Below are 21,876 nucleotides of genomic sequence, written 5' to 3' on the forward strand. Positions count from 1 at the left end.
AAGACGCCACGGACCGTGCCGACGTTGTCGTGGTGACCCAACCGTGACACACGAGGAATGCCGCACCCACCCTTGGCGAATGCGGCATTCGGGACGAAACTCAACCAGTGTGCTGGGCGGTCCAGTCCGCGCGGGCCGTCGCGTCCCGCGGTCCACCCGAGTCTCCGCCCCGCGTTGCCGCCACCCCTGCCGTCGTCGGTCAAGTCCACTGTGGACGATCTATGGCAGTGGCGGGATCGCCTGTTCCGAGGCGGGTTCCGACAGCCGGTCGAAGTCCACTGTGGAGTATCGGCGGAGCTTTTCGAGGCGGTGGAAGCCGTCGATCATCCGCACGGTGCCGGACTTCGAGCGCATCACGATGGACTGGGTGGTGCAGCCGCCGCTGCGGTAGTGCACCCCGCGCAGCAGGTCGCCGTCGGTGATGCCGGTCGCGCAGAAGAACGCGTTGTCGCCACTCACCAGGTCCTCGGTGCGCAGCACGCGGTCCAGGTCGTGCCCCGCGTCGATGGCCTTCGCGCGCTCGGCGTCGTCCTTGGGCCACAGGCGGCCCTGGATCTCACCGCCCACGCACTTCAGCGCGCACGCGGTGATGATGCCCTCCGGGGTGCCGCCGATGCCCATCAACATGTCGACACCGGTGTTGGGGCGGGCGGCGGAGATGGCGCCTGCGACGTCGCCGTCGGAGATGAAGTGGATGCGGGCACCCGCCTCGCGGACCTCGGCGACCAGGCCGGCGTGCCGTTCGCGGTCGAGGATGCACACGGTCACGTCGGACACGTCGGTGTGCTTGGCCTTCGCGACGCGGCGGATGTTCTCCGCGACCGGCGCGGTGATGTCGATGACGTCGGCCGCCTCCGGGCCGACCGCGAGCTTCTCCATGTAGAACACCGCGGACGGGTCGAACATGGCGCCGCGCTCGGTGGCCGCGAGGACGGCGATCGCGTTCGGCATGCCCTTCGACATCAGCGTGGTGCCGTCGATCGGGTCGACCGCCACGTCGCACTCGGGGCCCTCGCCGTTGCCGACGTGCTCGCCGTTGTACAGCATCGGCGCGTGGTCCTTCTCGCCCTCGCCGATGACCACCACGCCCCGCATCGAGACCGTGCCGATGAGCTTGCGCATGGCGTCGACGGCCGCGCCGTCGCCGCCGTTCTTGTCGCCGCGGCCGACCCAGCGGCCCGCGGCCATGGCGGCGGCCTCCGTGACCCGGACCAGCTCCAGCGCGAGGTTGCGGTCGGGCTCCTCCGGCCTGCGTTCCTGGCTTCTGGGCTCGGTCGTGGTTGTCATGCCGTCCTCCCGGATTCGCGCACGTCACGGACCACTCGATCCTCCCAGAATTCGGGATGCGGTGGTCGGCGAGCGCGCGTGAGGGTCGTCTCGCGGGGTTTGCGACGATGGGCCGGTGACGGACAAGCCTGGGCGGGCCAGCCTGCGGATGCGGGACATGATCGGGGCGATGGTCGTGCTCCTGGTGATCATCGGCGCGGTGCTGGCGTTCTACGGCGGCTGCCAGTTCAGCCCCGGCGGGCCGACCGTCGACCCGGGAACGGCGCCGAGCGCGGACGCGTCGGGGCAGCTGGAGCGGACGGCCAGGTCGGCGGCGTTCCCGGTGCGGGAGCCCGAGGTGCCCGAGGAGTGGCGGCCGAACTCGACGTCGACCACGGCCGTCGGCGCCGGTGGCACGGCCAGCGTGGTCGTGCGGGTGGGCTACGTGACGACCGCGGGTGCGTTCGTGCAGCTCAGCCAGTCCGGCGGGGACGCGGGCGAGGTCGTGGCCCTGGAGACCGGGCAGGACGAGCCGCCCGAGCCGACCGGCAGCGTCGAGGTCGACGGCGTGACCTGGACGACCTACCCGGGCCGCCGTGACGAGCCGGCGTGGGTGACCGAGCTGGACGGTGCGGTCCTGCTGGTCACCGGCAGCGCGCCGGAGCCGGAGTTCCGCCAGCTCGCGAAGGCCGCCCAGGAGGCGACCCCGCTGGATGATTGATTCCGTGACGTCGGTGCTCAGTCGTGCTGGTCGCGTGAAAGGCGCGTTGACGGCGTGGGAATGCCCTGAAAGGCGCGTTCAGGGCGCTGGGCGTCCTGAATGGCCCATTGACGGCACTTGTTGTGCCGTGAACGCACCTTTCACAGCATCGGCCCAGCCCGTCTCGGGCGACCGCAGGGGGTGTGGGGGTTGTGCCTGATGACGGGTTCGTACGCCAAAGCCACTTCACATGAGCTTCACGGAATCAATCGTCTAGGGCGCTGACCCCCGCCAGCAGTCGGCCAGGTGGTCGTCCACCATGCCGGTGGCCTGCATCAGTGCGTACGCGGTGGTGGGGCCCACGAACGCGAAGCCGCGCTTCTTCAGCGCCTTCGCCATGGCCTTCGACTCGTCGGTGATCGCGGGAACGTCCGAGGTGAGCCTGGGGCGGCGGCGCTTCCCCGTCGGCGCGAACGACCACAGCAGGTCGTCGAGCGGCACGTCCAGCTCGGCGATGGCCCTGGCGTTGCGGATCGTCGCGTCGATCTTGGCGCGGTTGCGCACGATCGAGGTGTCGTTCATCAGCCGTTCGACGTCGTCCGGGCCGAACGCGGCGACCTTCTCCGGTTCGAACCCGGCGAACGCGGCGCGGAAGGCCGTCCGCTTGCGCAGGATCGTCAGCCACGACAGCCCGGACTGGAACGCCTCCAGGGACAGCCGCTCGTACAGCGCGGCCTCGCCGCGCAGTTCGACGCCCCACTCCTCGTCGTGGTAGGCCGCGTAGTCCACGGTCGAGTTGCCCCACGGGCAGCGCGCGACACCGTCCGCGCCGGGCAGCGCGGTCGTCACCGCGCGTCCACGTCGCCGCGCGCGGCCCGCTCCCGCAGCTCGGCGTTCTCCGCGCGTAAGTCCTCCAGCTCACCGGACAGGCGCCGCAGAACCCAGTCGACCTCGGACATCTTGTAGCCGCGGACCACGAGCTGGAAGCGGACGTTCGCCACGTCCTCGGCCGTCACCCCCGACGAGGGCAGCCGGGTGGGGGAGGCCCCGGGCGGCAGCGCGGGCAGCTCCTCACCCCGCCCGAAGACGACCGAGGCCAGCAGGAACACCACGGCCGCCACGAGCATCATGACGACCAGGTAGATCAGTGCCGTTGTCACGCGAGGGATGGTGTCATACGGCACCGACAGGTCAACGCACCAGCAACGAACGCATGGGCGGCCGGTCCGCGACCACCACGCCGGACGTGTCCGGCAGCCACTCGTCGGCCACCTGCACGAACTGCGTCAGCTCACCGGCGTGCGCAGGGAGCAGCCCGCACCGCGCCAGAGCCGTCCCCAGGATCTGCCGCGACATCAGGCCCAGCGCGCGCAGCGGCTGGTTGCGGTGCCGCCGCACCCCCAGGTTGACCTGCGCGATCCCGTTCAGCCCGGCGATGACGTGCGCGTCGAGCAGCAACCCGATCTCCACGCCGTAGCCGGACGCGAACGGCACCGACTCCAGCAGCTGCCGCGTGCCCGCGTACTCGCCGCCCAGCGGCTGGATCACCCCGGTCAGCTCGGGCCGCAGTGCCGACAGCAGCGGGCGCGCCATCAGCTCGGTCACCCGGCCGCCGCCGGAACCGGCCGCGTCCTCGGCGGTCAGCGGCCGCCGGTAGAAACCCTTGACCAGGTGGATGTCCGGCTCCAGCAGCAGCGGGCCGAGCAGCCTGGGCACGAACCCCGGGTCCGGGTCGACGAGGTCGGAGTCGAGGAACACCAGCAGGTCGCCGGTGGTCGCCGCGAGCGACCGCCACAGCACCTCGCCCTTGCCCGGCACGGGTTCCAGCTCCGGCAGGACGTCGGTGCGGCGCACCACCTTCGCGCCGGCCGCGAGCGACACCTCGACCGTGCGGTCGGTCGAGCCGGAGTCGACCACCACCAGCTCGTCGACGAGGGAGCCAAGCAGCGGCCGGACCGACGCGATCACGTCGGCGACCGTCGCCTCCTCGTCCAGTGCGGGCAGCACGACGCTGACCGTGCGGGATCCCTTGGCCGCCACCAGCTCCGCGACCGTCCACGAAGGACTCTGCCAGGTCCGCTCCGCGAACCACGTGCGCGCGTCGGCGTGCATCACGCCAGCGCCCGCAGGCATCGGGCGGGTGGGCGGGTGCCCCGGATACTCGCCACCATCTCGACCACCTTCCTGGTTCTGGCCACCTCGTGCGCGCGGAACACCCGCGCCCCGGCCATCGCCGCGACGGACGTCGCCGCGAGAGTGCCATCCACCCGGTCGGTCACGGCCGCGCCGAGCGTCTCTCCGATGAAGTCCTTGTTGGACAAGGCCATCAGCACCGGCCAGCCGGTGCCGACGAGCTCGTCGAGCCGCGCCAGCAGTTCGAGGCCGTGCCAGGTGTTCTTGCCGAAGTCGTGCGTCGGGTCGATCAGCACCCCTTCCCTGCGCACGCCGAGCGACACCATCCGCTCCGCGCGCGCGACGAGCTCCGCGACGACCTCGGCCACCACGTCCAGGTACCGGACGCGGTGCGGGTCGGTGCGTGGCGCGGCGCCGCCGGTGTGGGAGCACACGATGCCCGCGCCGAACTCGGCGGCCACCTCGGCGAGCCGGGGGTCGGCGCCGGCCCAGGTGTCGTTGATCAGGTCGGCGCCCGCGGCGCACGCCGCGCGGCCGACGTCGTGCCGCCACGTGTCGACGCTGATCACCAGGTTCGGGTGGCGTGCCCGCACCTGCTCGACGAACGGCACGACCCGGCGGATCTCCTCGTCCGGGGACACGTGCTCGCCGTGCGCGCCGGCCCGCACCCCGCCGATGTCGACGAGGTCGGCGCCCTCGGCGACCACGCGGTCCACCGCCGCGATGGCCTCGCGGTCGCCGAAGGTGGCGCCCCGGTCGTAGAAGGAGTCCCTGGTGCGGTTGACGATCGCCATCACCAGCGCCCGGTCCTGGGGGACCTCCCGGCGGCCGAAACGAAGTGTGCTCACGTCGCAAGGGTGCCATGGGGCGCGGGGGAAAACGGGCCGCGATACACCGAGGTCACAATTGGTGACCTACGGGAAACGTGCTCAGTGCGTCTCTTCCCAGGCCTGGTAGGCGTCCTCCACGACCCGCACGGCGTCGTCGACGTCGTCGGTGAGGTGCAGCAGCGCGAGGTCCTTCTCGCCGATCTTGCCCTCGGCGAGGACGCTGTCCCGCAGCCAGTTGTACAGGCCCTCCCAGTAGGACCGTCCGAAGAGGACGACCGGGAACTTCGTGACCTTCTTGGTCTGCACCAGGGTCAGCGCCTCGAACAGCTCGTCGAACGTGCCGAAGCCGCCGGGCAGGCAGATGAACGCCTGCGAGTACTTGATGAACATGGTCTTGCGGGCGAAGAAGTACCGGAAGTTGACGCCGAGGTCGACCCACGGGTTGATGCCCTGCTCGAACGGCAGCTCGATGCCGAGACCGATCGACAGACCGCCGGCCTCGGAGCAGCCGCGGTTGACCGCCTCCATCGAGCCGGGGCCGCCGCCGGTGATCGCGGCGTAACCGGCCTTGGCGAGCGTGGAGCCGATCTCCATGCCGAGCTTGTACTCCGGGTGGTCCCGCTGGGTGCGTGCCGACCCGAACACGGTCACCGCGCGCGGCACCTCCGCCAGCGCGCCGAACCCCTCGACGAACTCGGCCTGGATGCGCAGGACGCGCCACGGGTCGGTGTGCACCCAGTCGCCCTTGCCCCGGGAGTCGAGCAGCCGCTGATCGGTCGTCGACGCCTCCACCCGCCGTGACCTGCGCAGCACCACCGGCCCGCGCTGCTTCTCCGCCGGGTGCTCGTTGTCCTCGTGGTCGTCCTCGTGCTGGATGCTCATCCGCGCGATTCTATTCATCGTCGCCTGCGAGGACGTCGCGTACGGCACCCAGGGCGAAGCCGAGGAGGTTCTGCCCTCGCCACGTCGCCGGGTCCCCGGCGCGCGGGTCGTCCTCCCGCAGGCCGATGCCCCAGACGCGGTCGAGCGGGCTGGCTTCCACGAGCACGTGGCCGCCGGTGCCGAGCAGGAACGCGCGCATGTCGTCGTGCTGGGCGAACTTGCGGGTGTTGCCGTCGACGACGATGCGTGAGCGCTGCGCCTCCCAGGTGACCTGGTCGAAGTCCCTGACCTGGCGGCCGAGGTCCTTGGCCTGTTTCGGGTGGCCGGCGGCGAGGATCGCCGCCGCGGTGCGCCGGTCGTCGAACAGGGTCGCCTTGCGCCACATCATGTAGTGCTCTGCGGTGGCGAACGTGTGCTCGTTCTCGGTGAACGGCGAGGGGAACCACTGGCTGAGACAGCCCTTGCCGGTGGCCGCGCCCTGGTGGCCCCAGAAGAACAGGAACCGCACCCGCTCACCGGCGGCGAGCGCCTTGCCCACGTCGGCGACGGTACGCATGCCGCACATGGTGGCGCACGCCTTCGGTCACACGCGACCGAATTCGAACCCCGGCGCGTTCTCCCACGTGCCCACGTAGAGGACCTCGAACGAGTCGAGGGCGTTGACCCGGAGCTTGAGCACGAGGTCGTCCCGGACGGCCACGAAGAACTCGGCGGGCTGCCGGGGGTCGTCGACGATCTGGTGCGTGCGGAAGAGGGTCCGGTCGAGCATCGAGAAGAGGGCGCCGTAGACCGCGTTCCTGCGCGTCGGGGAGGCGGTGTCGCTCCACTCGGTCAGCACGTCCCAGCCGGACTGCAGCTGGCAGCGGGTCCGGGTGGCGTCTTCGGACTGGTTCTGGAAGTTGTCGCTCATGACGGTTCCCGTCTGCCTGGGTGGTGCTGCTGCCTACACCTAATAAGATATCGGCGTTATATAACAGCGTCAACACGTGGCGGCGTCCGGGAAGCACGTGCGCACGATGGGAGAAGGGCCAGGTCAGGACAGGAACGTGGACAGCACGGCCGCACAGCGGGTGATGTCGGCGACCGGCACGTGCTCCTGCTGGGTGTGGGCGAGCGTCGGGTCGCCGGGGCCGAAGTTCACCGCGGGCATGCCGAGCGCGGCGAAGCGGGCCACGTCCGTCCAGCCCAGCTTCGCGACCGGGTCACCGCCCGCGGCGGCCACCAGCTCCGCGGCGGCGGGCGCGGAAAGACCGGGCAGCGCACCCGGCGCCATGTCGGTGACGGTCACGTCGTAGCCGGCGAACACCTCCCGCAGGTGTGCCTCCGCCTCGGCGGGGCCGCGGTCGGGGGCGAAGCGGTGGTTGACGGTCAGCACGGCCTCGTCCGGCACCACGTTGCCGCTCACCCCGCCGCCGATCCGCACCGCCTGAAGACCTTCCCGGTACCGGCAACCGTCGATGTCGACCGTGCGGGCCTCGTACGCGGCCAGCGTCGCCAGCGCCCCGGACAGCGCGTGGATCGCGTTCTCGCCCATCCACCCGCGTGCCGTGTGTGCCCGCCTGCCGGTCGTGCGCACCGCGATCCGCATCGTGCCCTGGCAACCGGCCTCCACGACCGCGTTCGACGGCTCGCACACGACCGCCAGGTCACCGGCGAGCCAGTCCGGCAGGTCGCGCTCGATGCGGCCGAGGCCGTTGCGGTCGGCCTCGATCTCCTCGCAGTCGTAGAACACGAACGTCACGTCGTGCCCCGGCGCGGGCAGGGTCGCGGCGAGGTGCAGCATGACCGCGTCGCCACCCTTCATGTCGACCGTGCCGAGGCCGTGCAGGACGCCGTCGGTCCGCCGCAGCGGCAGGTTGTCGTTGACCGGCACCGTGTCCAGGTGACCGGCCATGACCACCCGCGACGGGCGGCCGAGCGTGGTGCGCGCCAGCACCGCGTTGCCGGAGCGGGCCACCTCGAGGTGCGGCGCCTGGGTGCGCAGCGCCGCCTCGACCGAATCGGCGATCAGGGCCTCGTCCCCGGACACGCTGGGGATGTCCACCAGCGCCGCGGTCAGCTCGACAGGGTCACCGGCAAGATCGAGTTCTACTGGCACGCCCGAGACGCTACCCGGCACGCGGGCGGCTACCGTTGCGGCCGTGACTAGTGCAGACACCACAGGAGCGCTCGGCGTCGGCCTCGCGACGGTCACCGACGACGGCACCGTGCTCGACACCTGGTTCCCGAACCCCAAGCTGGACGACAACGCCGTGCCGGGCACGCAGCGGCTCTCCGAGCAGCAGGCGGCCGACGAGCTCGGCGCCGGGGTGTCGGCGCTGCTCGGGCCGGACGACGACCGCGCCGTCGAGGTCGTCGCGGTGCGCACGGGCACGACCGACCTGTCCGCGCCGCCCGCCGACGCCTACGACGTCTACCTGCGGCTGCACCTGCTCTCCGCGCGCCTCGTCGCGCCGCACGGGTGCAACCTCGACGGGGTCTTCGGGCTGCTGTCCAACGTGGTGTGGACCAACCATGGGCCGTGCCGCGTCGAGGGGTTCTCCGCGACCCGGCTGCGGCTGCGGGCCAGGGGGCAGGTCACCGTGTACGGGGTCGACAAGTTCCCCAGGATGGTGGACTACGTGGTCCCGGCCGGGGTGCGGATCGGCGACGCGGACCGGGTGCGGCTCGGCGCGCACCTCGCGACCGGCACCACCGTCATGCACGAGGGCTTCGTCAACTACAACGCCGGCACGCTGGGCGCGTCCATGGTCGAGGGCCGGATCTCGGCCGGCGTGGTGGTCGGCGACGGATCCGATGTCGGCGGTGGCGCGTCGATCATGGGCACGCTGTCCGGCGGCGGCAAGGAGACCATCTCGCTGGGCGCGGGCTGCCTCATCGGCGCGAACGCGGGCATCGGGATCTCGCTGGGCGACAACTGCGTCGTCGAGGCCGGGCTGTACGTCACGGCGGGCACGAAGGTGTCGCTGCCGGACGGGAAGCTCGTGAAGGCCCGCGAGCTGTCCGGCGTGGACAATCTGCTGTTCCGCCGCAACTCCGCGACCGGCGCGGTCGAGGTGGTCGAGCGGACCGGCGCGGCCGTCGAGCTGAACGCGGCTCTGCACGCCAACTAGTCCGCCTCCCCGGATTCAAAAGTGTTGGTCCCGACCCAGCGACACCCGCGGACCGCAGGCGGTTGGTGGTCCTGTGCCGTCACGTTCCCCTGAGGTAACCGCTGATCAGGCCAAGACCTTGCACAAAGATCCGAAGGACACGCCCTAGTGTCCCGCGCCCCCGGGAGTCGAGGTGTCGGTCGCGACCCCGGCGGACGATGCGGACATCCGGGGGATGGTGGTGTGCGGGAGCCGTCGGAAAAGACCTAGCATCGGTGGATGGGCGTTGATCCGTTGCGTGTCCGGCTGGACGAGCAGCTGCACCAGCTGCGCGTCAACGCCGAGGTGGCGCTGGCCGACACCGACCCGGAGGGCGTGCACCAGCTGAGGGTGGCCGTGCGCAGGGCCCGTGCGGTGCTCAGGACGGCGGGCGGGTTCGACGAGCTGCGGGCCGAGCTGCGCTGGTTCTTCGGGCGGCTCGGCCCACTGCGTGACCTGGACGTGCTGCTGGCGCGGTTCCGCGCGGACACGGCCGGATTCTCCGCCGCCGAGCTGGCCGCGTTCGAACGGCTGCTCGCCGGGCTCGTCGCCGACCGGGAGAAGGCGCTGCGGCGCGCGACCAAGGCGTTGCGTGGCGGCCGGTACGCGCGGCTGCTCGCCGAACTGGCCGCCGCCACGCCCTCCGGTGGCGGGCAGGAGCCGCCGGACCTGGTCGCCGAGATCGCGAAGCCGCACGACCGGCTGCGTGCCGAGGTGGCCGCCATCGGGCCGGACCCGACCGACGAGCAGCTGCACGAACTGCGGATCCTCGGCAAGAAGCTGCGGTACGTCGCGGAGATGGCGACCGGCGGGCGGGCACGGGCGCTGGTGAAGGCCACCAGGAGGTTCCAGGACGTGCTCGGCGAGTTCCACGACGCGTGCGTCGCCGAGGAGCGGTTGCGCGCACTGGTACCGGCGCTGGCACCGGCCGACCTGGACGAGGCGTTCGTGGCCGGGCGGCTCGTCGAGCGGGAACGGGTCAAGCAGCAGGCCATGCGCGCCACGTGGCACGACGTGTGGCTGAAGGTGGACAGCCGGGCCGGGGCCCTACGCCAGTAGCCGCTTCGCGGCGGCCTCGACGCGTTCGTCGGTCGCCGTGAGCGCGACCCGGACGTGCTTGTCGCCGGTGGGGCCGTAGAACGTGCCCGGTGCGGCCAGGATGCCGCGTTCCGCGAGCCAGTCGACGGTGGCCCAGGCGTCCTCGCCGCGCGTCGACCACAGGTACAGGCCCGCCTCGGAGTGCTCGACGCTGAACCCCGCCGCCGCGAGCGCGGGCTTGAGCACCGCCCTGCGCGCCGCGTAGCGGGCCTTCTGCGTGGCCACGTGCTCGTCGTCGGCCAGCGCGGCCGTCATCGCCGCCTGCACCGGGTGCGGGACGATCAGGCCGGCGTGCTTGCGGACCGTCAGCAGCCGCCGCACCAGCGCCGGGTCACCGGTCACCAGACCGGCGCGGTACCCGGCGAGGCTGGAGGACTTCGACAGCGAGTGCACGGCCAGGAGTCCCTCGTGCGAGCCGCCCGACACCGCGTCGTGCAGCACCGACACCGGCGCGGTCTCCCAGTCCAGCGCCAGGTAGCACTCGTCGGACACCACCACGGCGCCGCGTTCGCGGGCCCAGTCGACGACCTTGCGCAGGTGCTCCGGCGGCAGGACCCGGCCGGTCGGGTTCGACGGGGAGTTCAGCCACACGAGCTTCGGCGCGGCCGGGCCGACGGCGACCGTGCTGTCCGCGCGGAGGACGTCCGCCCCCGCGAGGCGCGCACCGACCTCGTAGGTCGGGTACGCCAGCGCAGGGAGCACCACCAGGTCGCCCGCGCCGACGCCGAGCAGCGTCGGCAGCCACGCCACCAGCTCCTTCGAGCCGATGGTCGGCAGGACGTCGGCCGGGTCGACGAGCACACCGTGGCGCCGGGCGAGCGCCCCGGCCGCGGCCCCGCGCAGCTCAGGGGTGCCGTGGGTGGTCGGGTAGCCGGGAATCCAGGCGGCACCGGTCAGCGCCGCCTGGATTCCCGGCGGCACCGGGTCGACCGGCGTGCCGATCGACAGGTCGACCAGGCCGTCCGGATGTGCGCGGGCCTTCGCGGTCGCGTCGGCCAGCGTGTCCCACGGGAAGTCGGGGAGCCGCGTGATCGTCACTCGTCGTGCGTGACGGGCGGCAGGTCCTTGATCCACTGGGGGTCGGCGGAGGTCTTGCCCACCTTGGCCGCGCCGCCGGGGGAGCCGAGCTCGTCGAAGAAGTCGACGTTGGCCTTGGTGTAGTCCTTCCACTGGTCGGGGACGTCGTCCTCGTAGTAGATGGCCTCCACCGGGCACACCGGCTCGCACGCGCCGCAGTCCACGCACTCGTCGGGGTGGATGTAGAGCATCCGGTCACCCTCGTAGATGCAGTCGACCGGGCACTCCTCGATGCATGCCTTGTCGAGCAGGTCGATGCACGGCTCGGCGATCACGTAGGTCACTGCTTCTCCTGTTTGATGTCCAGCGTGTCCAGCAAGGCATGAGGTTACCGGCCACCACTAGTATCCTCCTCAGCCCTCACCAGTGTTCACCGTGGGGCGGCGAGTGTGGTGGCCAGCACTCTGCCCAGGGCGATCGCCGACGGTAACGCGCCGCAGGCGAAAAGCAACATCGCCCGCCAGTCCGCGGTCAGCACCAGGTCGCCGCCGGGTCCGAACATCCCGAACACGGCCACCACGAGCAGCCACGCGATCAGTGGCGCGGCCGCCACCAGCAGCCCCTGCGACAGCCGCCCCGCGACCGACACGAGCCACGGCGTGGTCAGCGCCGCGACGACCGCGCTCAGCGGCACGTGCATCCCGCCGAGGGCGTAGGGCAGCAGGTAGCCGTCGAAGCGCAGCGGCAGGAACAGCAGCTCCAGCAGCGCGAGCAGGGCGGCGTCCACCACCAGGACGGCGAGGACGAGCCAGTTCCGCACCGTCACTGGAGGCCGCCGAACAGGTCGGACTCGGCGCCCGCGCCGTCGCCCCGGCCGAGCAGGTAGTACTCGGCGGGCGGCAGCGGCTGCGCGATGCCGTTGGACAGCGCGTACGCCTGCGCGCCTTCCGGGCCCTGCCACACGCTGACCTGCGTCGAGTGCGCCGCGAGCGCCTCGACCTTCATCGAGAGCACGTCGGCGGTGTCGATCGTGGTGGTGATCACCTCGTCGTCGGTGACCGGCAGCTCGTCCGGGGCCGGCAGCCGGAAGGGCAGCCCGGCGCGGCTCGCGAGCGCGGCGACGCCCTCCTCGGTGGCCCGCCGGGAGGTGACCGCGAAGAACACCCGCGCCACGTCGGCGCCGCACGCGGCCATGGTCACGTCGTGGGCGCGGATGTGGTCGGGGTGCCCGTAGCCGCCGTCGGGGCCGTAGGTCACCACCACCTGCGGCCGCACGTCGGCGATCACCTCGGCCAGCGCGGCCGCCTGCACGGACAGGTCACCACCGGCGAACGCACGCGGGTGGGCGTTGGCCCCGACACCGGCCATGCCGGAGTCCCGCCAGCGGCCGACGCCGCCGAGCCAGCGGTGGTCGGAGACGCCGAGCGCGGCGCACGCGGCCCGCAGCTCGCCGATGCGGTACCCGCCGAGCTGGTCGGCGGCGTCCGCGGCCAGCCCGCGCAGGCTGCCGGGGATGATCTCGCCCTCCTCGCCCAGCGTGCAGGTGACCAGCGTGACCTGCACACCGGCGGCCGCGTACCTGGCGATGGTGCCGCCGGTCCACAGACTCTCGTCGTCGGGGTGCGCGTGCACGAGGAGGAGCCGTGGTGCTGCGGTGAGGGTCATCAGTCCAAGATCCGTATCCGTGGGTCCAGCCAGGCGGTCAGGATATCCGCGAGCATCAGGACGACCACGAACAAGGCGACCGAGTACACGGTGACGGCGAGCATGACCGGGTGGTTGTTCTCGCCCATGCTGCGTACGAACAGGTAGCCGAGGCCCGGGTACTGGAAGATCGCCTCGACCATGATCGTGCCGCCCATCAGCGCGCCCAGCTGGACGGCGGACAGCTCGGCGACGGGGATCAGCGCGTTGCGGGCCGCGTGCTTGAACACGACCTTGCGCTCGGTGAGCCCCTTCGCGCGGGCGGTGCGGATGTAGTCGGCGTCCATGACCTCGATCATCGAGCCGCGGGCGAGCAGCACCGTGAACGCCAGTGCGCCGACCCCCAGCGCGAGCGCGGGCAGGATCAGCTCCTGCAGCCACGTGGTCTCGATGCCGAGGGAACGGGGGATCAGCGGGAACGCCGTCCACCCGAGCACCGAGCGGCCGGAGAACGCGTCCCGCAGCCACACGCCCAGCACGAACAGCGGGAGCGAGGTGATCGTCACCGCGGCGAACGTGATCACCAGGTCGGCGAACGAGTGCCGCCGTCGCGCGGCGACGATCCCCAGCGTCACGCCGACCACGAACTGGATCAGCAGTGCGGTGGCGGCGAGCCGGAACGTGTTCGGCGCGGCGGTGGCGAGCAGGTCGAACACGGGGCGCCGGCGTTCGAAGTCGATGCCGAGGTCGCCGCTGAACAGGTTGCCCACGTACACCAGGTAGCGGACGAACAGCGGCTCGTCGAGGCCGAACGTCTCGTTCAGCATCGCCCTGGCCTCGGGGGTCTGCACGCGCGGCCCGATCATCCGGAACGGGTCGCCCAACTCGGTGACGGCCACCAGCGCACCGAACGTCGTCACGAGGATCACGAGGAGGGCGTGCGCCATCCTGTGCACGAGGAACTTGCCCACGGGCCGCTCCGCATCCTCATGCCGTTGGCGACGCTTTCGGGACGCTCGACGTCCCGAAAGCGTCGTTCACGGCAGGTCAGGCGCGCACGACCTCGCGCAGGGACGCGAAGTGGCACGACGCCTTGTGCCCGGCTCCCGCACCCACGTCGTACAGCGGGGGCGGCTCTTCGATGCAGCGGCGCTGGTCGGACTCCGACAGCTGCTCGAACTTCCAGCAGCGGGTGCGGAACCGGCAACCCGACGGCGGGTTGGCCGGGTTCGGCACGTCGCCGCGCAGCACGATCCGCTCGCGCTGCCGCTCCAGCCGCGGGTCCGGGATCGGGACCGCGGAGATGAGCGCCTGCGTGTACGGGTGGTGCGGCCGGTCGAACAGGTCGTCCCGGTCGGCGATCTCCACCACGCCACCCAGGTACATGACCGCGACGCGGTCGGCGATGTGCCGGACCACCGACAGGTCGTGCGCGATGAACAGGTAGGTCAGCCCCAGCTCGTCCTGCAGGTCCTCCAGCAGGTTCACGATCTGGGCCTGGATCGACACGTCCAGCGCGGACACCGGCTCGTCCAGCACGATGAACTTGGGGTTCATCGCGATGGCGCGGGCGATGCCGACCCGCTGACGCTGGCCGCCGGAGAACTCGTGCGGGTACCGGTCCGCGTACTCCTCGGCGAGGCCGACCGTGTCGAGCAGGTTGGCGATGGTCTTGCGGTTCACCTCGTGGCCGAGCAACTGGAACTTCTCGGTCAGGGTCTGCCGGATCGTCATGCGCGGGTTCAGCGACGCGTACGGGTCCTGGAACACGATCTGCATGTCCCGCCGCGCCCTGCGCAGGTCACCCTTGCCGAGCCCGGTCATGTCGACACCGTCGAGCACGACCTTGCCCGCCGTGGGCTCCAGCAGCCGCAGGATCGCCCGCGCGGTCGTCGACTTGCCGCAGCCGGACTCGCCGACCAGCGCGACCGTCTGCCCGCGGAAGATGTTCAGGTCGACCCCGTCGACCGCCTTGACCTGGCCGATCGTGCGCTTGAAGAACACGCCGGAACGGATCGGGAAGTGCTTGACGAGGTTGGTCACCTCGAGCATCGGCTGCCGGTCCTGCTCGGCTGTGCCGAGCCCGCCCTGCGAGGACGCCTGGGTCATTGGGCCACCCTCTCGTCGTAGGCCGTCGCCACTCGGTCGCTGTGCACGCAGGCCGCGTAGTGCGCTTCCCCGTCCACCTGCGCAAGCGCGGGCACCTCGGGCAGGCACTCCTCGGTCGCGAACGTGCAGCGGGGGTGGAACGGGCAGCCCTTCGGCACCTTCGCCAGTGACGGCGGGATGCCCTTGATCGGCTGCAGCCTGGCCTGCCTGCTCTGGTCCATCCTCGGCAGGGAGGCCAGCAGCCCGTAGGTGTAGGCGTGGCGGGGCGAGTAGAAGATCTCGTCCGCGGAACCCGACTCGACGATCTTGCCCGCGTACATGACGTTGATCCGGTGCGCGTAGGACGCCACCACGCCGAGGTCGTGCGTGATCAGCACGATCGCGGTGTTGCGGTCCTCCTGCAGCTTCTGCAGCAGCGCCATGATCTGCGCCTGCACCGTCACGTCGAGCGCGGTCGTCGGCTCGTCGGCCAGCAGCACGTGCGGATCGTTGGCGAGCGCCATCGCGATCATCGCGCGCTGGCGCATGCCACCGGAGAACTCGTGCGGGTACTGGTTGAGCCGCACCGCCGGGTTCGGGATGCCGACCTCACCGAGCAGGTCCAGCGCCCGCTTCTTGGCGGTGTGCTTGGACACGTCCTGGTGCGTGCGGACCATCTCCGCGATCTGGTCGCCGACCTTGAACACCGGGTTCAGCGCGGTCAGCGGGTCCTGGAAGATCATCGCGATCTGGCTGCCCCGCAGCTTGCGCTGCTGTTTCTCCGGCATCTTCAGCAGCGACCGGCCGCGCAGGAGGATGTCCCCGGACGGGAACGTCGCGGGTGGCGACGGGACCAGTCCGAGGATCGTCATCGCGGACACCGACTTGCCGGAGCCGGACTCGCCGACGATCGCGAGTGTCTCGCCCTCGTCGACGCTCCACGAGACGCCGTCGACGGCCTTCACCATGCCGAAGTCGGTCTTGAAGTGGACCCGCAGGTCGCGTACCTCGAGCAGTGGGGCTGGTGGCCCGTCGAGGTCGATGTCGGCAGAGCCGGTCATCTGGGTGGTTCTCCTTGATTGTGGCGGGCTAGCGCAGCTTCGGATCCAGCGCGTCGCGCAGGCCGTCGGACACGAACGCGAACGCGAGGGTGGTCACGCAGATGGCCGCGCTGGGGAACATCCACAGGTAGTCCTTGCCCTCGACCTGCACCTGCTCGATGCCCATGTTGATCATGCGGCCCCACTCCGGGGTGTCCGGCGGGACGCCGACACCGAGGTACGCGAGCGACGCCATGGCGACCACCGCGATGCCGATGCTGGTGAACGAGTAGATGAACACCGGCTGGATCGCGTTCGGCAGGATGTGCCGGGTCACGATCCGCCAGTCGGACGCGCCGATCGAGCGCGCCGCCTCGACGTACTCCGCCTCCCGCAGCGCGAGCATCTGGCCGCGCATGAGACGGGCCGCGGTGGGCCAGCCGAGGATCACGAGCGCCAGGATCACGGTCCACTCGCTCGAGCCGAACGTGCGGACCACGAGGATCGCGCCGATCAGGAACGGGAACGCCAGGAAGATGTCGGTGGTCCGCATGACGAGGGCGTCGGCGATCCCGCCGCGGAAGCCCGCGAGCGCGCCAAGCCCGGTGCCGACGATCATCGCGCCGAGCATGGTCAGCAGGCCGACTTTCAGCGCGAGCCGCAGGCCGTACAGCAACCCGGAGAACAGGTCGCGGCCGAGCGCGTCGGTGCCCATGAGGTGGTTGCCGCCGGGCGCTGCCAACGTGTTCATCAGGTTCTGGTCGTACGGGTCGTACGGCGAGATGAACGGTTGGAGCAGCGCCAGGATGATCAGGATCCCGACGACGACGAGCCCGCCCAGAGCGAGCTTGTTGCGCCGGAACCGCCGCCACATGTCGGCGAGCTGCCCGTGGGACTTCGGCTTGCCCTGCTCCTGTGGTGCCGCCGACTCGTCCGGGTCCTCGTTCCCGGTCGACTCGACGTACAAAGTCTGTGCAGCCGCAGCCGGGTCAGGTGTGGTGGTCATGTCTGTTCTGCCTCGCTCAGCTCAGCCTGATCCGTGGATCCAAGTATGCGTACAGAATGTCGACGATCATGCTGAGCAGCACGTAGATCAGCACAGCGAACGTCACGATCGCCATGATCACCGGGTTGTTGTTCTGCAGAATCGATCTGTACAGCAGGTAGCCCACCCCGTTGTACTGGAACAACGTCTCGGTGATGATCGCGCCGCCGAGCAGGATGCCGATGCTGATGCCGACGTAGGTGACCACGGGGATGATCGAGTTGCGGAAGGCGTGCTTCATGATCACGGTGCGCTCACCGAGGCCCTTGGCGCGGGCGGTGCGGATGTAGTCCATGCGAAGGACCTCGAGCATGGAGCCACGCATCAGCCTCGCGATGAACGCCGCGTCCACGATCGCGAGAGTGAGGGCGGGGAGCAGCACCTCGGTGTACCACGGCGCCATGTCCGTGAACGGTCTCGGGACCTGGGGGAAGATGAACTCCCCGGTCACCGTCTGCCGCAGCCAGACGCCGATCACGAAGGTCGGCACACCGATGGTCAGGGTGGTCAGGATCGTGACCAGGACGTCCCAGAAGGAGTAGCGCCAGACGGCGGCGATGATGCCGGCGACCACGCCGATGATGATGTCGATGACGATCGCGACCAACGCCAGCCGCGCGGTGTTCGGCAGGGCCGCGCCGATCATGTCGGCCACCGGGCGACGCTGGTTGAGATCGATGCCCAGGTCACCGGTGACGAGGTTCCCCAGATAGGTCAGGTACTGCATCGGCAGGGACTGGTCCATGCCGAACTTCTCCCGCAGGATCTCCTGCGTCCCGGGCGGCACCACCTTGTCGCCACTGGACGCGAAGGGGTCCCCGAGCACGAAAAGGCCGATGAACAGCAGGATCGTCGCCGCGATCACGACCATGACGGCCTGGGCGAGCCTGCGGATTACGAACTTCCCCATTGGTTAGCGCCGGCTTTCTGAGCGTAGCGTTCCGAAACCTCATCCCCGGTTGGAATCGAGGTCCCAACCCGATGGTGGCCGTGGTCTGAGTACTCAGACCACGGCCACCCAGGTTATTCAGTTACTTGATGCTGATCTCGTAGAGGTCCGGGTTCTCGCTGAAGTCCATCCGAAGGTTGATGAACTTCTCCGTGTTCGCCAGACGGTGCTGGGTGCGGTTCCACAGCGGGATCAGCGCCTGGTCGTCACCGATGGCGATCTTCTCGGCCTCCTGGAACTTCTTGGTCCGCTCGGCCTCGTCCTGGCTGGCGAGGGCCTCCTTGAGGAGGGTGTCGAACTTCTCGTTGCTGTAGCGGCCGCGGTTGTCACCGGTGGTCGGCTCGCCCGCCGGCGCACCGATGGCCTCGGTGGACAGCAGCGGCTGGAGGAAGTTCGACGGCGTCGGGTAGTCGGCGCCCCACGCGGCGCGGTAGATGCCGCTGGCACCCGGCTGCTGCTCGTTGTTCAGCAGGTCGGGGAACTGGACACCGGACAGGTTGACCTTCAGGCCCAGGTTGGTCTCGAGCTGGTCCTTGACCGCCGCGGTCCACTCCTCGTGACCCGCGTCGACGTTGAACTGGAAGTTCAGCTCGGTGCCCTTGGTCAGGCCGGCTTCCTCGGCGAGCTTCTTGGCCTCGTCGAGGTTGAAGGTGCACGCCTCGCAGACACCCTCCTGGAAGGCGTCCTCGAACACCGGCGGCACGAACGACGACGCCGGGGTCTGCGAGCCCTTGAACACACCGTTGATGATCGCGTCGCGGTCGATCGCCATCGAGATGGCCTTGCGGGCCTTCACGTCGTCGAGCGGCGCCTCGGTCACCATGACCAGCAGGTAGTTCATCCCGTTGGTCTCACGGGTGATCCACTGGTCCTTCGACTCGTAGGTCGCGCGGGCCTGCTCCAGGACCGGGGTCGGCATGCGAGCCCAGTCGAAGGTGCCGTTCTGGTAGCCGGCGTACTCGTCCTGGCTGCCGTTCGCGGTGATCGTGATCTCGACGTTGTCCAGGTACGCCTTGTGACCGATCGAGTAGTCCTCGAAGCGCTTGAGCTTGATGCCCACGTCGTGCTGCCAGGCGCCGTCCATCATGAACGGGCCGTTGCCGATCGGGGCCTCGACGTACGCGGTGTTGGTGGACGGCGCGCCCGCGGTGGACGGGACCGGGCTGAACACCGGGTGGAACGTGCGCAGGTACCACTCGCAGTTCGGGTCGGTCAGCGTGACGACCAGCTTGGCCGGGTCGGACGCGTCGACACCGGACAGCGCGTTCGCGGTGCCGGCCTGCATCTCGTCGAAGCCCTCGATGCCGGTCAGGTGGTAGGCCACCTCGGAAGCCGACGTCTTGGCGGAGACCCGCTCCCAGCCGCGCTTGAACGACTCGGAGGTGACCTCCTCACCGTTGTGGAACTTCGTGCCCGTCTTCAGGTCGAAGGTCCACTCGCTGCAGTCGTCGTTCGATTCCCACTTGTCCGCGACACCGGGCAGGATCTCACCATCGGGGTCGGCCTGGATCAGACCCGTGAAGATGTACTTGGTGACCAGCAGGCCTTCGGATTCCTGGGCGTTGTAGGGGTCGATCGCGGTCGGCTCGGTGATGCCGAAGCGGAAGGTGCCGCCCGGCTTGCCTTCCTGGATCTCGACGTCCGGCGTCTCCGGCCAGCCCGCGGACGGGGCGGCGTCGCCGCCGGTGTCGCCGGAGCCCTCGTTTTCCTTCTGAGAGCAGGCCGTGAGCACCAGCGCGGCAGCCGTGAGGCCGGCCGCGGCCCGGAGCCACGTGTGATTCCTCATCAAGATAGTTCCTCCATGAGCGAGCACGCACTCGAAGAGCGTGCGCCCGGTGTTGTCGTGACACATCGTGCACGGAGCCGGTGGGTACCGCGCGGCGGGGGCCATGTCGGGGAAGCACCGTGCCGCCGCGTGGTCGGCTCTTGCTTGGCGCGGACCACGTGTCATCTCGATCTTGTGACGCGTCGGAGCCCTGTCGCCGACGCACCGTTGCAGGACGCTAGGAACTCCGCTTACTCACGTCACGAGATTGGCCTTGATCGTGACCAAAGGGTGACACGGTGGTGGCGGGAAGCGATGCAGTGATTACGGGGCGCTGAAAATCGTGAGTGGCAACCGACGAACGGGGGGTGGTGGCCCAAAAGGTCGATGACACCCAGGTGTCCAACCAGGAACGTCGTCCGGCGCCGAAACGGGAACGTGAAAGTGGTAAATACGGGAATGTCGGGTGCGGCAAATGTGACGGCGCCGTAACCGCGCCGCTTTCCTTTACTTCGGGGAACGCGTCCAGAAAGCGGCGCCGGCAAACGGGCCGGCGAACCCGGCGCCCGCCGAGACGCCGGACAGTTCGTCGCGCACCGCGAGCACGTCGGCCTCCTGGTACAGCGGGATCGCGACGGCCGCGCGCCACAGCGCGGGCTCCACGGAGGTCAACGCCTCGGTCACGGACAGTGATCCGGTGAGGGCCGCGTCGATGGTCGGCTGGATCGCCGGGTCGCAGTAACCCGCCGGGTTGGCCGGTTCCGGCGGGGTGGTGGCGGTGCGGCAGCCGAAGTCGGTGGCCAGCATGGTGGCCGGGTCCCCGCCCGCGGGCCGCCCGGTGACCGCGATGTCCACCGGGTCGCCGCCCTCGGTGCCGTCGGCCGGGTACAGGCGCTGGTAGAGCTCGGCGCCGGGCAGCTCGGTGACCTCGGCGACCACCCCGCCCGCCGCGAGCTGGCGCTGCACGTCCTTCGCGATCCGCACGTCGGCGGGCCGTTCCTCGGCCACACCGATGACCAGTTCGAGCGGCCTGCCGTCGCGGGCCCAGCCCGCGCTGGTCCGCGTGTACCCGGCGCCGGTCAGCAGCGTCTGCGCGGCGGCCGCGTCGAAGGTGAGGGCGGCGGGCCTGGTCGGCTGGTAGCCGGGCGCGGTCGGGGCCAGCACCTGCGCGTCGGCACGCAGCAGCGCGGCGGGCCCGTTGCCGGTGCCGACGGTGATCAGCTGCTCCCGGTCGATCATCGCGACCAGCGCCTGGCGCACCGGCAGGTCCGCGAGCTGCCCCGACGGGCGCAGGTACACGGTCATCACGGACGGCCGCGGGACCGTGGTCGTGGTGACGGCGGGGGCGAGGGCGCCGATGGTGTCGGCGCCGACGGAGTCGGTGCGCACCAGCGCCATCTGGTCGTGGCCCTGTTCGAGCGCGTCGACCAGCCCCTTCTGCTCGGCGCGGCGCAGCACGATCCGGTCCAGCTTCGCCGGGTCCTCCCAGTACCGGTCGTTGCGCTCCAGCACGACCTCACCGCGGTCGTTGTCGAGCGTCTTGACCGTGAACGGGCCCGCGGTGGCCGGGAAGTTGGCCTGCAGCGCCCCGGTCCAGCCGCCCGGCGCGTCCTTGAGGATGTGCGCGGGCAGCAGGTCGTCGAACAGCGTCCGCCAGCCGGGGTAGGGCTCGTCGAACACGACCTCGACGACCTTGCCCGCGTCGCGGGCGTTGATGTCGGAGATCAGCCGGTAGCCCGCCGCGTCGAGCACGCCGGGCTGGCTCGTCATCTGCTCGCGCAGGTACACGAAGTCCTCGGCGGCGACCGGTGCCGCGTCGGACCAGGACGCGTCGGAGCGGATCTGGTAGGTGACCGTGTAGGGCTCGGTGCGCGTGACCGCGGCCGAGGTCATCAGCGTGCGGTCCAGCCGGGGCGTGCCGTCCGGGCCGGGCCGGAACACCGAGGGCAGCAGCAGCGTCGACAGCGCGGTCGTGATGGCCGACTGGTCGGCGAAGTTGTGCGGGTTGTAGCCGCCCGCGATCGTGTCGACGCCGACCACGACCTCACCGGTGTCGACCGGCGTGTTCGCGGGCGAGGAGACCGGCGTGTCCTTCAGGCGGGGCGCGGGGGTGCAGCTCGCGACCAGCGCGACCAGCGCGACGAACGCGGCCAGCGGCTTGCGCAACAACCTCACCTCCCCAACCCGAAACCCTGCCATCCTCCAGGACTGACGTGGGAGGCGGCTACCGGGTTCCGCGATGTGACCAGGGCCTGTTCTTTGGATCCTTGCGCGACAGTCTGTGCTTG

The 21,876-nt window shown here is 70.4% G+C and carries 23 protein-coding genes; 3 read left to right on the forward strand and 20 right to left on the reverse strand.

The features are described from left to right. Positions 1-219 precede the first annotated feature (219 nt). Positions 220-1,287, reverse strand: a complete 1,068-nt coding sequence (gene glpX, locus ACFPCV_RS06635; RefSeq protein WP_378055148.1) for a class II fructose-bisphosphatase — start codon at positions 1,285-1,287, stop codon at positions 220-222. Positions 1,288-1,402: 115 nt separating this feature from the next. On the opposite strand from glpX, the gene ACFPCV_RS06640 reads away from it, so the two are divergent. Beyond that, positions 1,403-1,987, forward strand: a complete 585-nt coding sequence (locus ACFPCV_RS06640; protein ID WP_378055149.1) for a DUF4245 domain-containing protein — start codon at positions 1,403-1,405, stop codon at positions 1,985-1,987. A 252-nt stretch (positions 1,988-2,239) separates the two neighbouring features. On the opposite strand, the gene ACFPCV_RS06645 is transcribed toward ACFPCV_RS06640, so the two are convergent. The 8 genes from ACFPCV_RS06645 to dapE all read right to left on the reverse strand — a co-directional run bounded on the left by ACFPCV_RS06645 (position 2,240) and on the right by dapE (position 7,909). Continuing rightward, entirely contained in the window at positions 2,240-2,815 is a 576-nt protein-coding gene (locus ACFPCV_RS06645) for a DNA-3-methyladenine glycosylase I (RefSeq protein WP_378055150.1), read from the reverse strand. Next, entirely contained in the window at positions 2,812-3,126 is a 315-nt protein-coding gene (locus ACFPCV_RS06650; RefSeq protein ID WP_378055151.1) for a DivIVA domain-containing protein, read from the reverse strand. Before ACFPCV_RS06650 ends, ACFPCV_RS06645 begins: the two co-directional genes overlap by 4 nt. Positions 3,127-3,157: 31 nt before the next feature. Continuing rightward, positions 3,158-4,078 carry a glucosyl-3-phosphoglycerate synthase gene (locus ACFPCV_RS06655; RefSeq protein ID WP_378055152.1) on the reverse strand — a complete coding sequence of 307 codons (921 nt, stop codon included), beginning with the start codon at positions 4,076-4,078 and terminating at the stop codon, positions 3,158-3,160. After that, entirely contained in the window at positions 4,078-4,947 is an 870-nt protein-coding gene (folP, locus tag ACFPCV_RS06660; protein WP_378055153.1) for a dihydropteroate synthase, read from the reverse strand. Before folP ends, ACFPCV_RS06655 begins: the two co-directional genes overlap by 1 nt. A gap of 81 nt (positions 4,948-5,028) precedes the next feature. Next, the gene (locus ACFPCV_RS06665) at positions 5,029-5,811 is read right to left on the reverse strand and encodes an LOG family protein (RefSeq protein ID WP_378055154.1); all 783 of its coding nucleotides are present in this window, start codon (positions 5,809-5,811) and stop codon (positions 5,029-5,031) included. Between the two features lie 10 nt (positions 5,812-5,821). Further along, the gene (locus ACFPCV_RS06670; protein ID WP_378055155.1) at positions 5,822-6,367 is read right to left on the reverse strand and encodes an NADAR family protein; all 546 of its coding nucleotides are present in this window, start codon (positions 6,365-6,367) and stop codon (positions 5,822-5,824) included. A gap of 27 nt (positions 6,368-6,394) precedes the next feature. After that, positions 6,395-6,721 (reverse strand): DUF6235 family protein, encoded by a 327-nt coding sequence (locus ACFPCV_RS06675; protein WP_378055156.1) that lies wholly within the window; start codon positions 6,719-6,721, stop codon positions 6,395-6,397. 123 nt (positions 6,722-6,844) lie between these two features. Beyond that, entirely contained in the window at positions 6,845-7,909 is a 1,065-nt protein-coding gene (gene dapE, locus ACFPCV_RS06680; protein WP_378055157.1) for a succinyl-diaminopimelate desuccinylase, read from the reverse strand. Positions 7,910-7,952: 43 nt separating this feature from the next. On the opposite strand from dapE, the gene dapD reads away from it, so the two are divergent. Together dapD and ACFPCV_RS06690 are read left to right on the forward strand one after the other, a co-directional pair. Further along, complete coding sequence (gene dapD, locus ACFPCV_RS06685; protein ID WP_378055158.1) at positions 7,953-8,924, forward strand: 2,3,4,5-tetrahydropyridine-2,6-dicarboxylate N-succinyltransferase; 972 nt, start codon at positions 7,953-7,955, stop codon at positions 8,922-8,924. Positions 8,925-9,182: 258 nt separating this feature from the next. Continuing rightward, positions 9,183-10,001: a CHAD domain-containing protein gene (locus ACFPCV_RS06690; protein ID WP_378055159.1), complete on the forward strand. Its 819-nt coding sequence runs from the start codon at positions 9,183-9,185 to the stop codon at positions 9,999-10,001. On the opposite strand, the gene dapC is transcribed toward ACFPCV_RS06690, so the two are convergent. The 11 genes from dapC to ACFPCV_RS06745 all read right to left on the reverse strand — a co-directional run bounded on the left by dapC (position 9,990) and on the right by ACFPCV_RS06745 (position 21,763). Beyond that, entirely contained in the window at positions 9,990-11,078 is a 1,089-nt protein-coding gene (dapC, locus tag ACFPCV_RS06695; protein WP_378055160.1) for a succinyldiaminopimelate transaminase, read from the reverse strand. The genes ACFPCV_RS06690 and dapC overlap by 12 nt on opposite strands. Further along, on the reverse strand, positions 11,075-11,401 hold the full coding sequence (gene fdxA / locus ACFPCV_RS06700) for a ferredoxin (protein ID WP_378055161.1): 327 nt from the start codon (positions 11,399-11,401) through the stop codon (positions 11,075-11,077). Before fdxA ends, dapC begins: the two co-directional genes overlap by 4 nt. A gap of 86 nt (positions 11,402-11,487) precedes the next feature. Next, a complete protein-coding gene (locus ACFPCV_RS06705) occupies positions 11,488-11,877 on the reverse strand; it encodes a hypothetical protein (RefSeq protein ID WP_378055162.1) in 390 nt (129 codons plus the stop codon). A gap of 2 nt (positions 11,878-11,879) precedes the next feature. After that, on the reverse strand, positions 11,880-12,722 hold the full coding sequence (mshB, locus tag ACFPCV_RS06710) for an N-acetyl-1-D-myo-inositol-2-amino-2-deoxy-alpha-D-glucopyranoside deacetylase (RefSeq protein ID WP_378055163.1): 843 nt from the start codon (positions 12,720-12,722) through the stop codon (positions 11,880-11,882). Next, on the reverse strand, positions 12,722-13,672 hold the full coding sequence (locus tag ACFPCV_RS06715) for an ABC transporter permease (RefSeq protein WP_378055164.1): 951 nt from the start codon (positions 13,670-13,672) through the stop codon (positions 12,722-12,724). The genes mshB and ACFPCV_RS06715 overlap by 1 nt, the downstream gene beginning before the upstream one ends. Positions 13,673-13,748: 76 nt before the next feature. After that, positions 13,749-14,810, reverse strand: coding sequence for an ABC transporter ATP-binding protein (locus ACFPCV_RS06720; RefSeq protein ID WP_378055165.1), 1,062 nt, complete (start codon positions 14,808-14,810; stop codon positions 13,749-13,751). Beyond that, complete coding sequence (locus ACFPCV_RS06725; protein ID WP_378055166.1) at positions 14,807-15,850, reverse strand: ABC transporter ATP-binding protein; 1,044 nt, start codon at positions 15,848-15,850, stop codon at positions 14,807-14,809. The genes ACFPCV_RS06720 and ACFPCV_RS06725 overlap by 4 nt, the downstream gene beginning before the upstream one ends. 28 nt (positions 15,851-15,878) lie before the next feature. After that, on the reverse strand, positions 15,879-16,835 hold the full coding sequence (locus ACFPCV_RS06730) for an ABC transporter permease (RefSeq protein ID WP_378055167.1): 957 nt from the start codon (positions 16,833-16,835) through the stop codon (positions 15,879-15,881). A gap of 16 nt (positions 16,836-16,851) precedes the next feature. Continuing rightward, positions 16,852-17,784 (reverse strand): ABC transporter permease, encoded by a 933-nt coding sequence (locus ACFPCV_RS06735; RefSeq protein WP_378055168.1) that lies wholly within the window; start codon positions 17,782-17,784, stop codon positions 16,852-16,854. Positions 17,785-17,905: 121 nt separating this feature from the next. Then, positions 17,906-19,609 (reverse strand): peptide ABC transporter substrate-binding protein, encoded by a 1,704-nt coding sequence (locus ACFPCV_RS06740; protein WP_378055169.1) that lies wholly within the window; start codon positions 19,607-19,609, stop codon positions 17,906-17,908. Between the two features lie 486 nt (positions 19,610-20,095). Further along, positions 20,096-21,763 (reverse strand): ABC transporter family substrate-binding protein, encoded by a 1,668-nt coding sequence (locus ACFPCV_RS06745; RefSeq protein WP_378055170.1) that lies wholly within the window; start codon positions 21,761-21,763, stop codon positions 20,096-20,098. Between the last annotated feature and the right edge of the window lie 113 nt (positions 21,764-21,876).

Origin of the sequence: Actinophytocola glycyrrhizae (assembly GCF_042653545.1) — a bacterium.
Taxonomy (GTDB): domain Bacteria; phylum Actinomycetota; class Actinomycetes; order Mycobacteriales; family Pseudonocardiaceae; genus Actinophytocola; species Actinophytocola glycyrrhizae.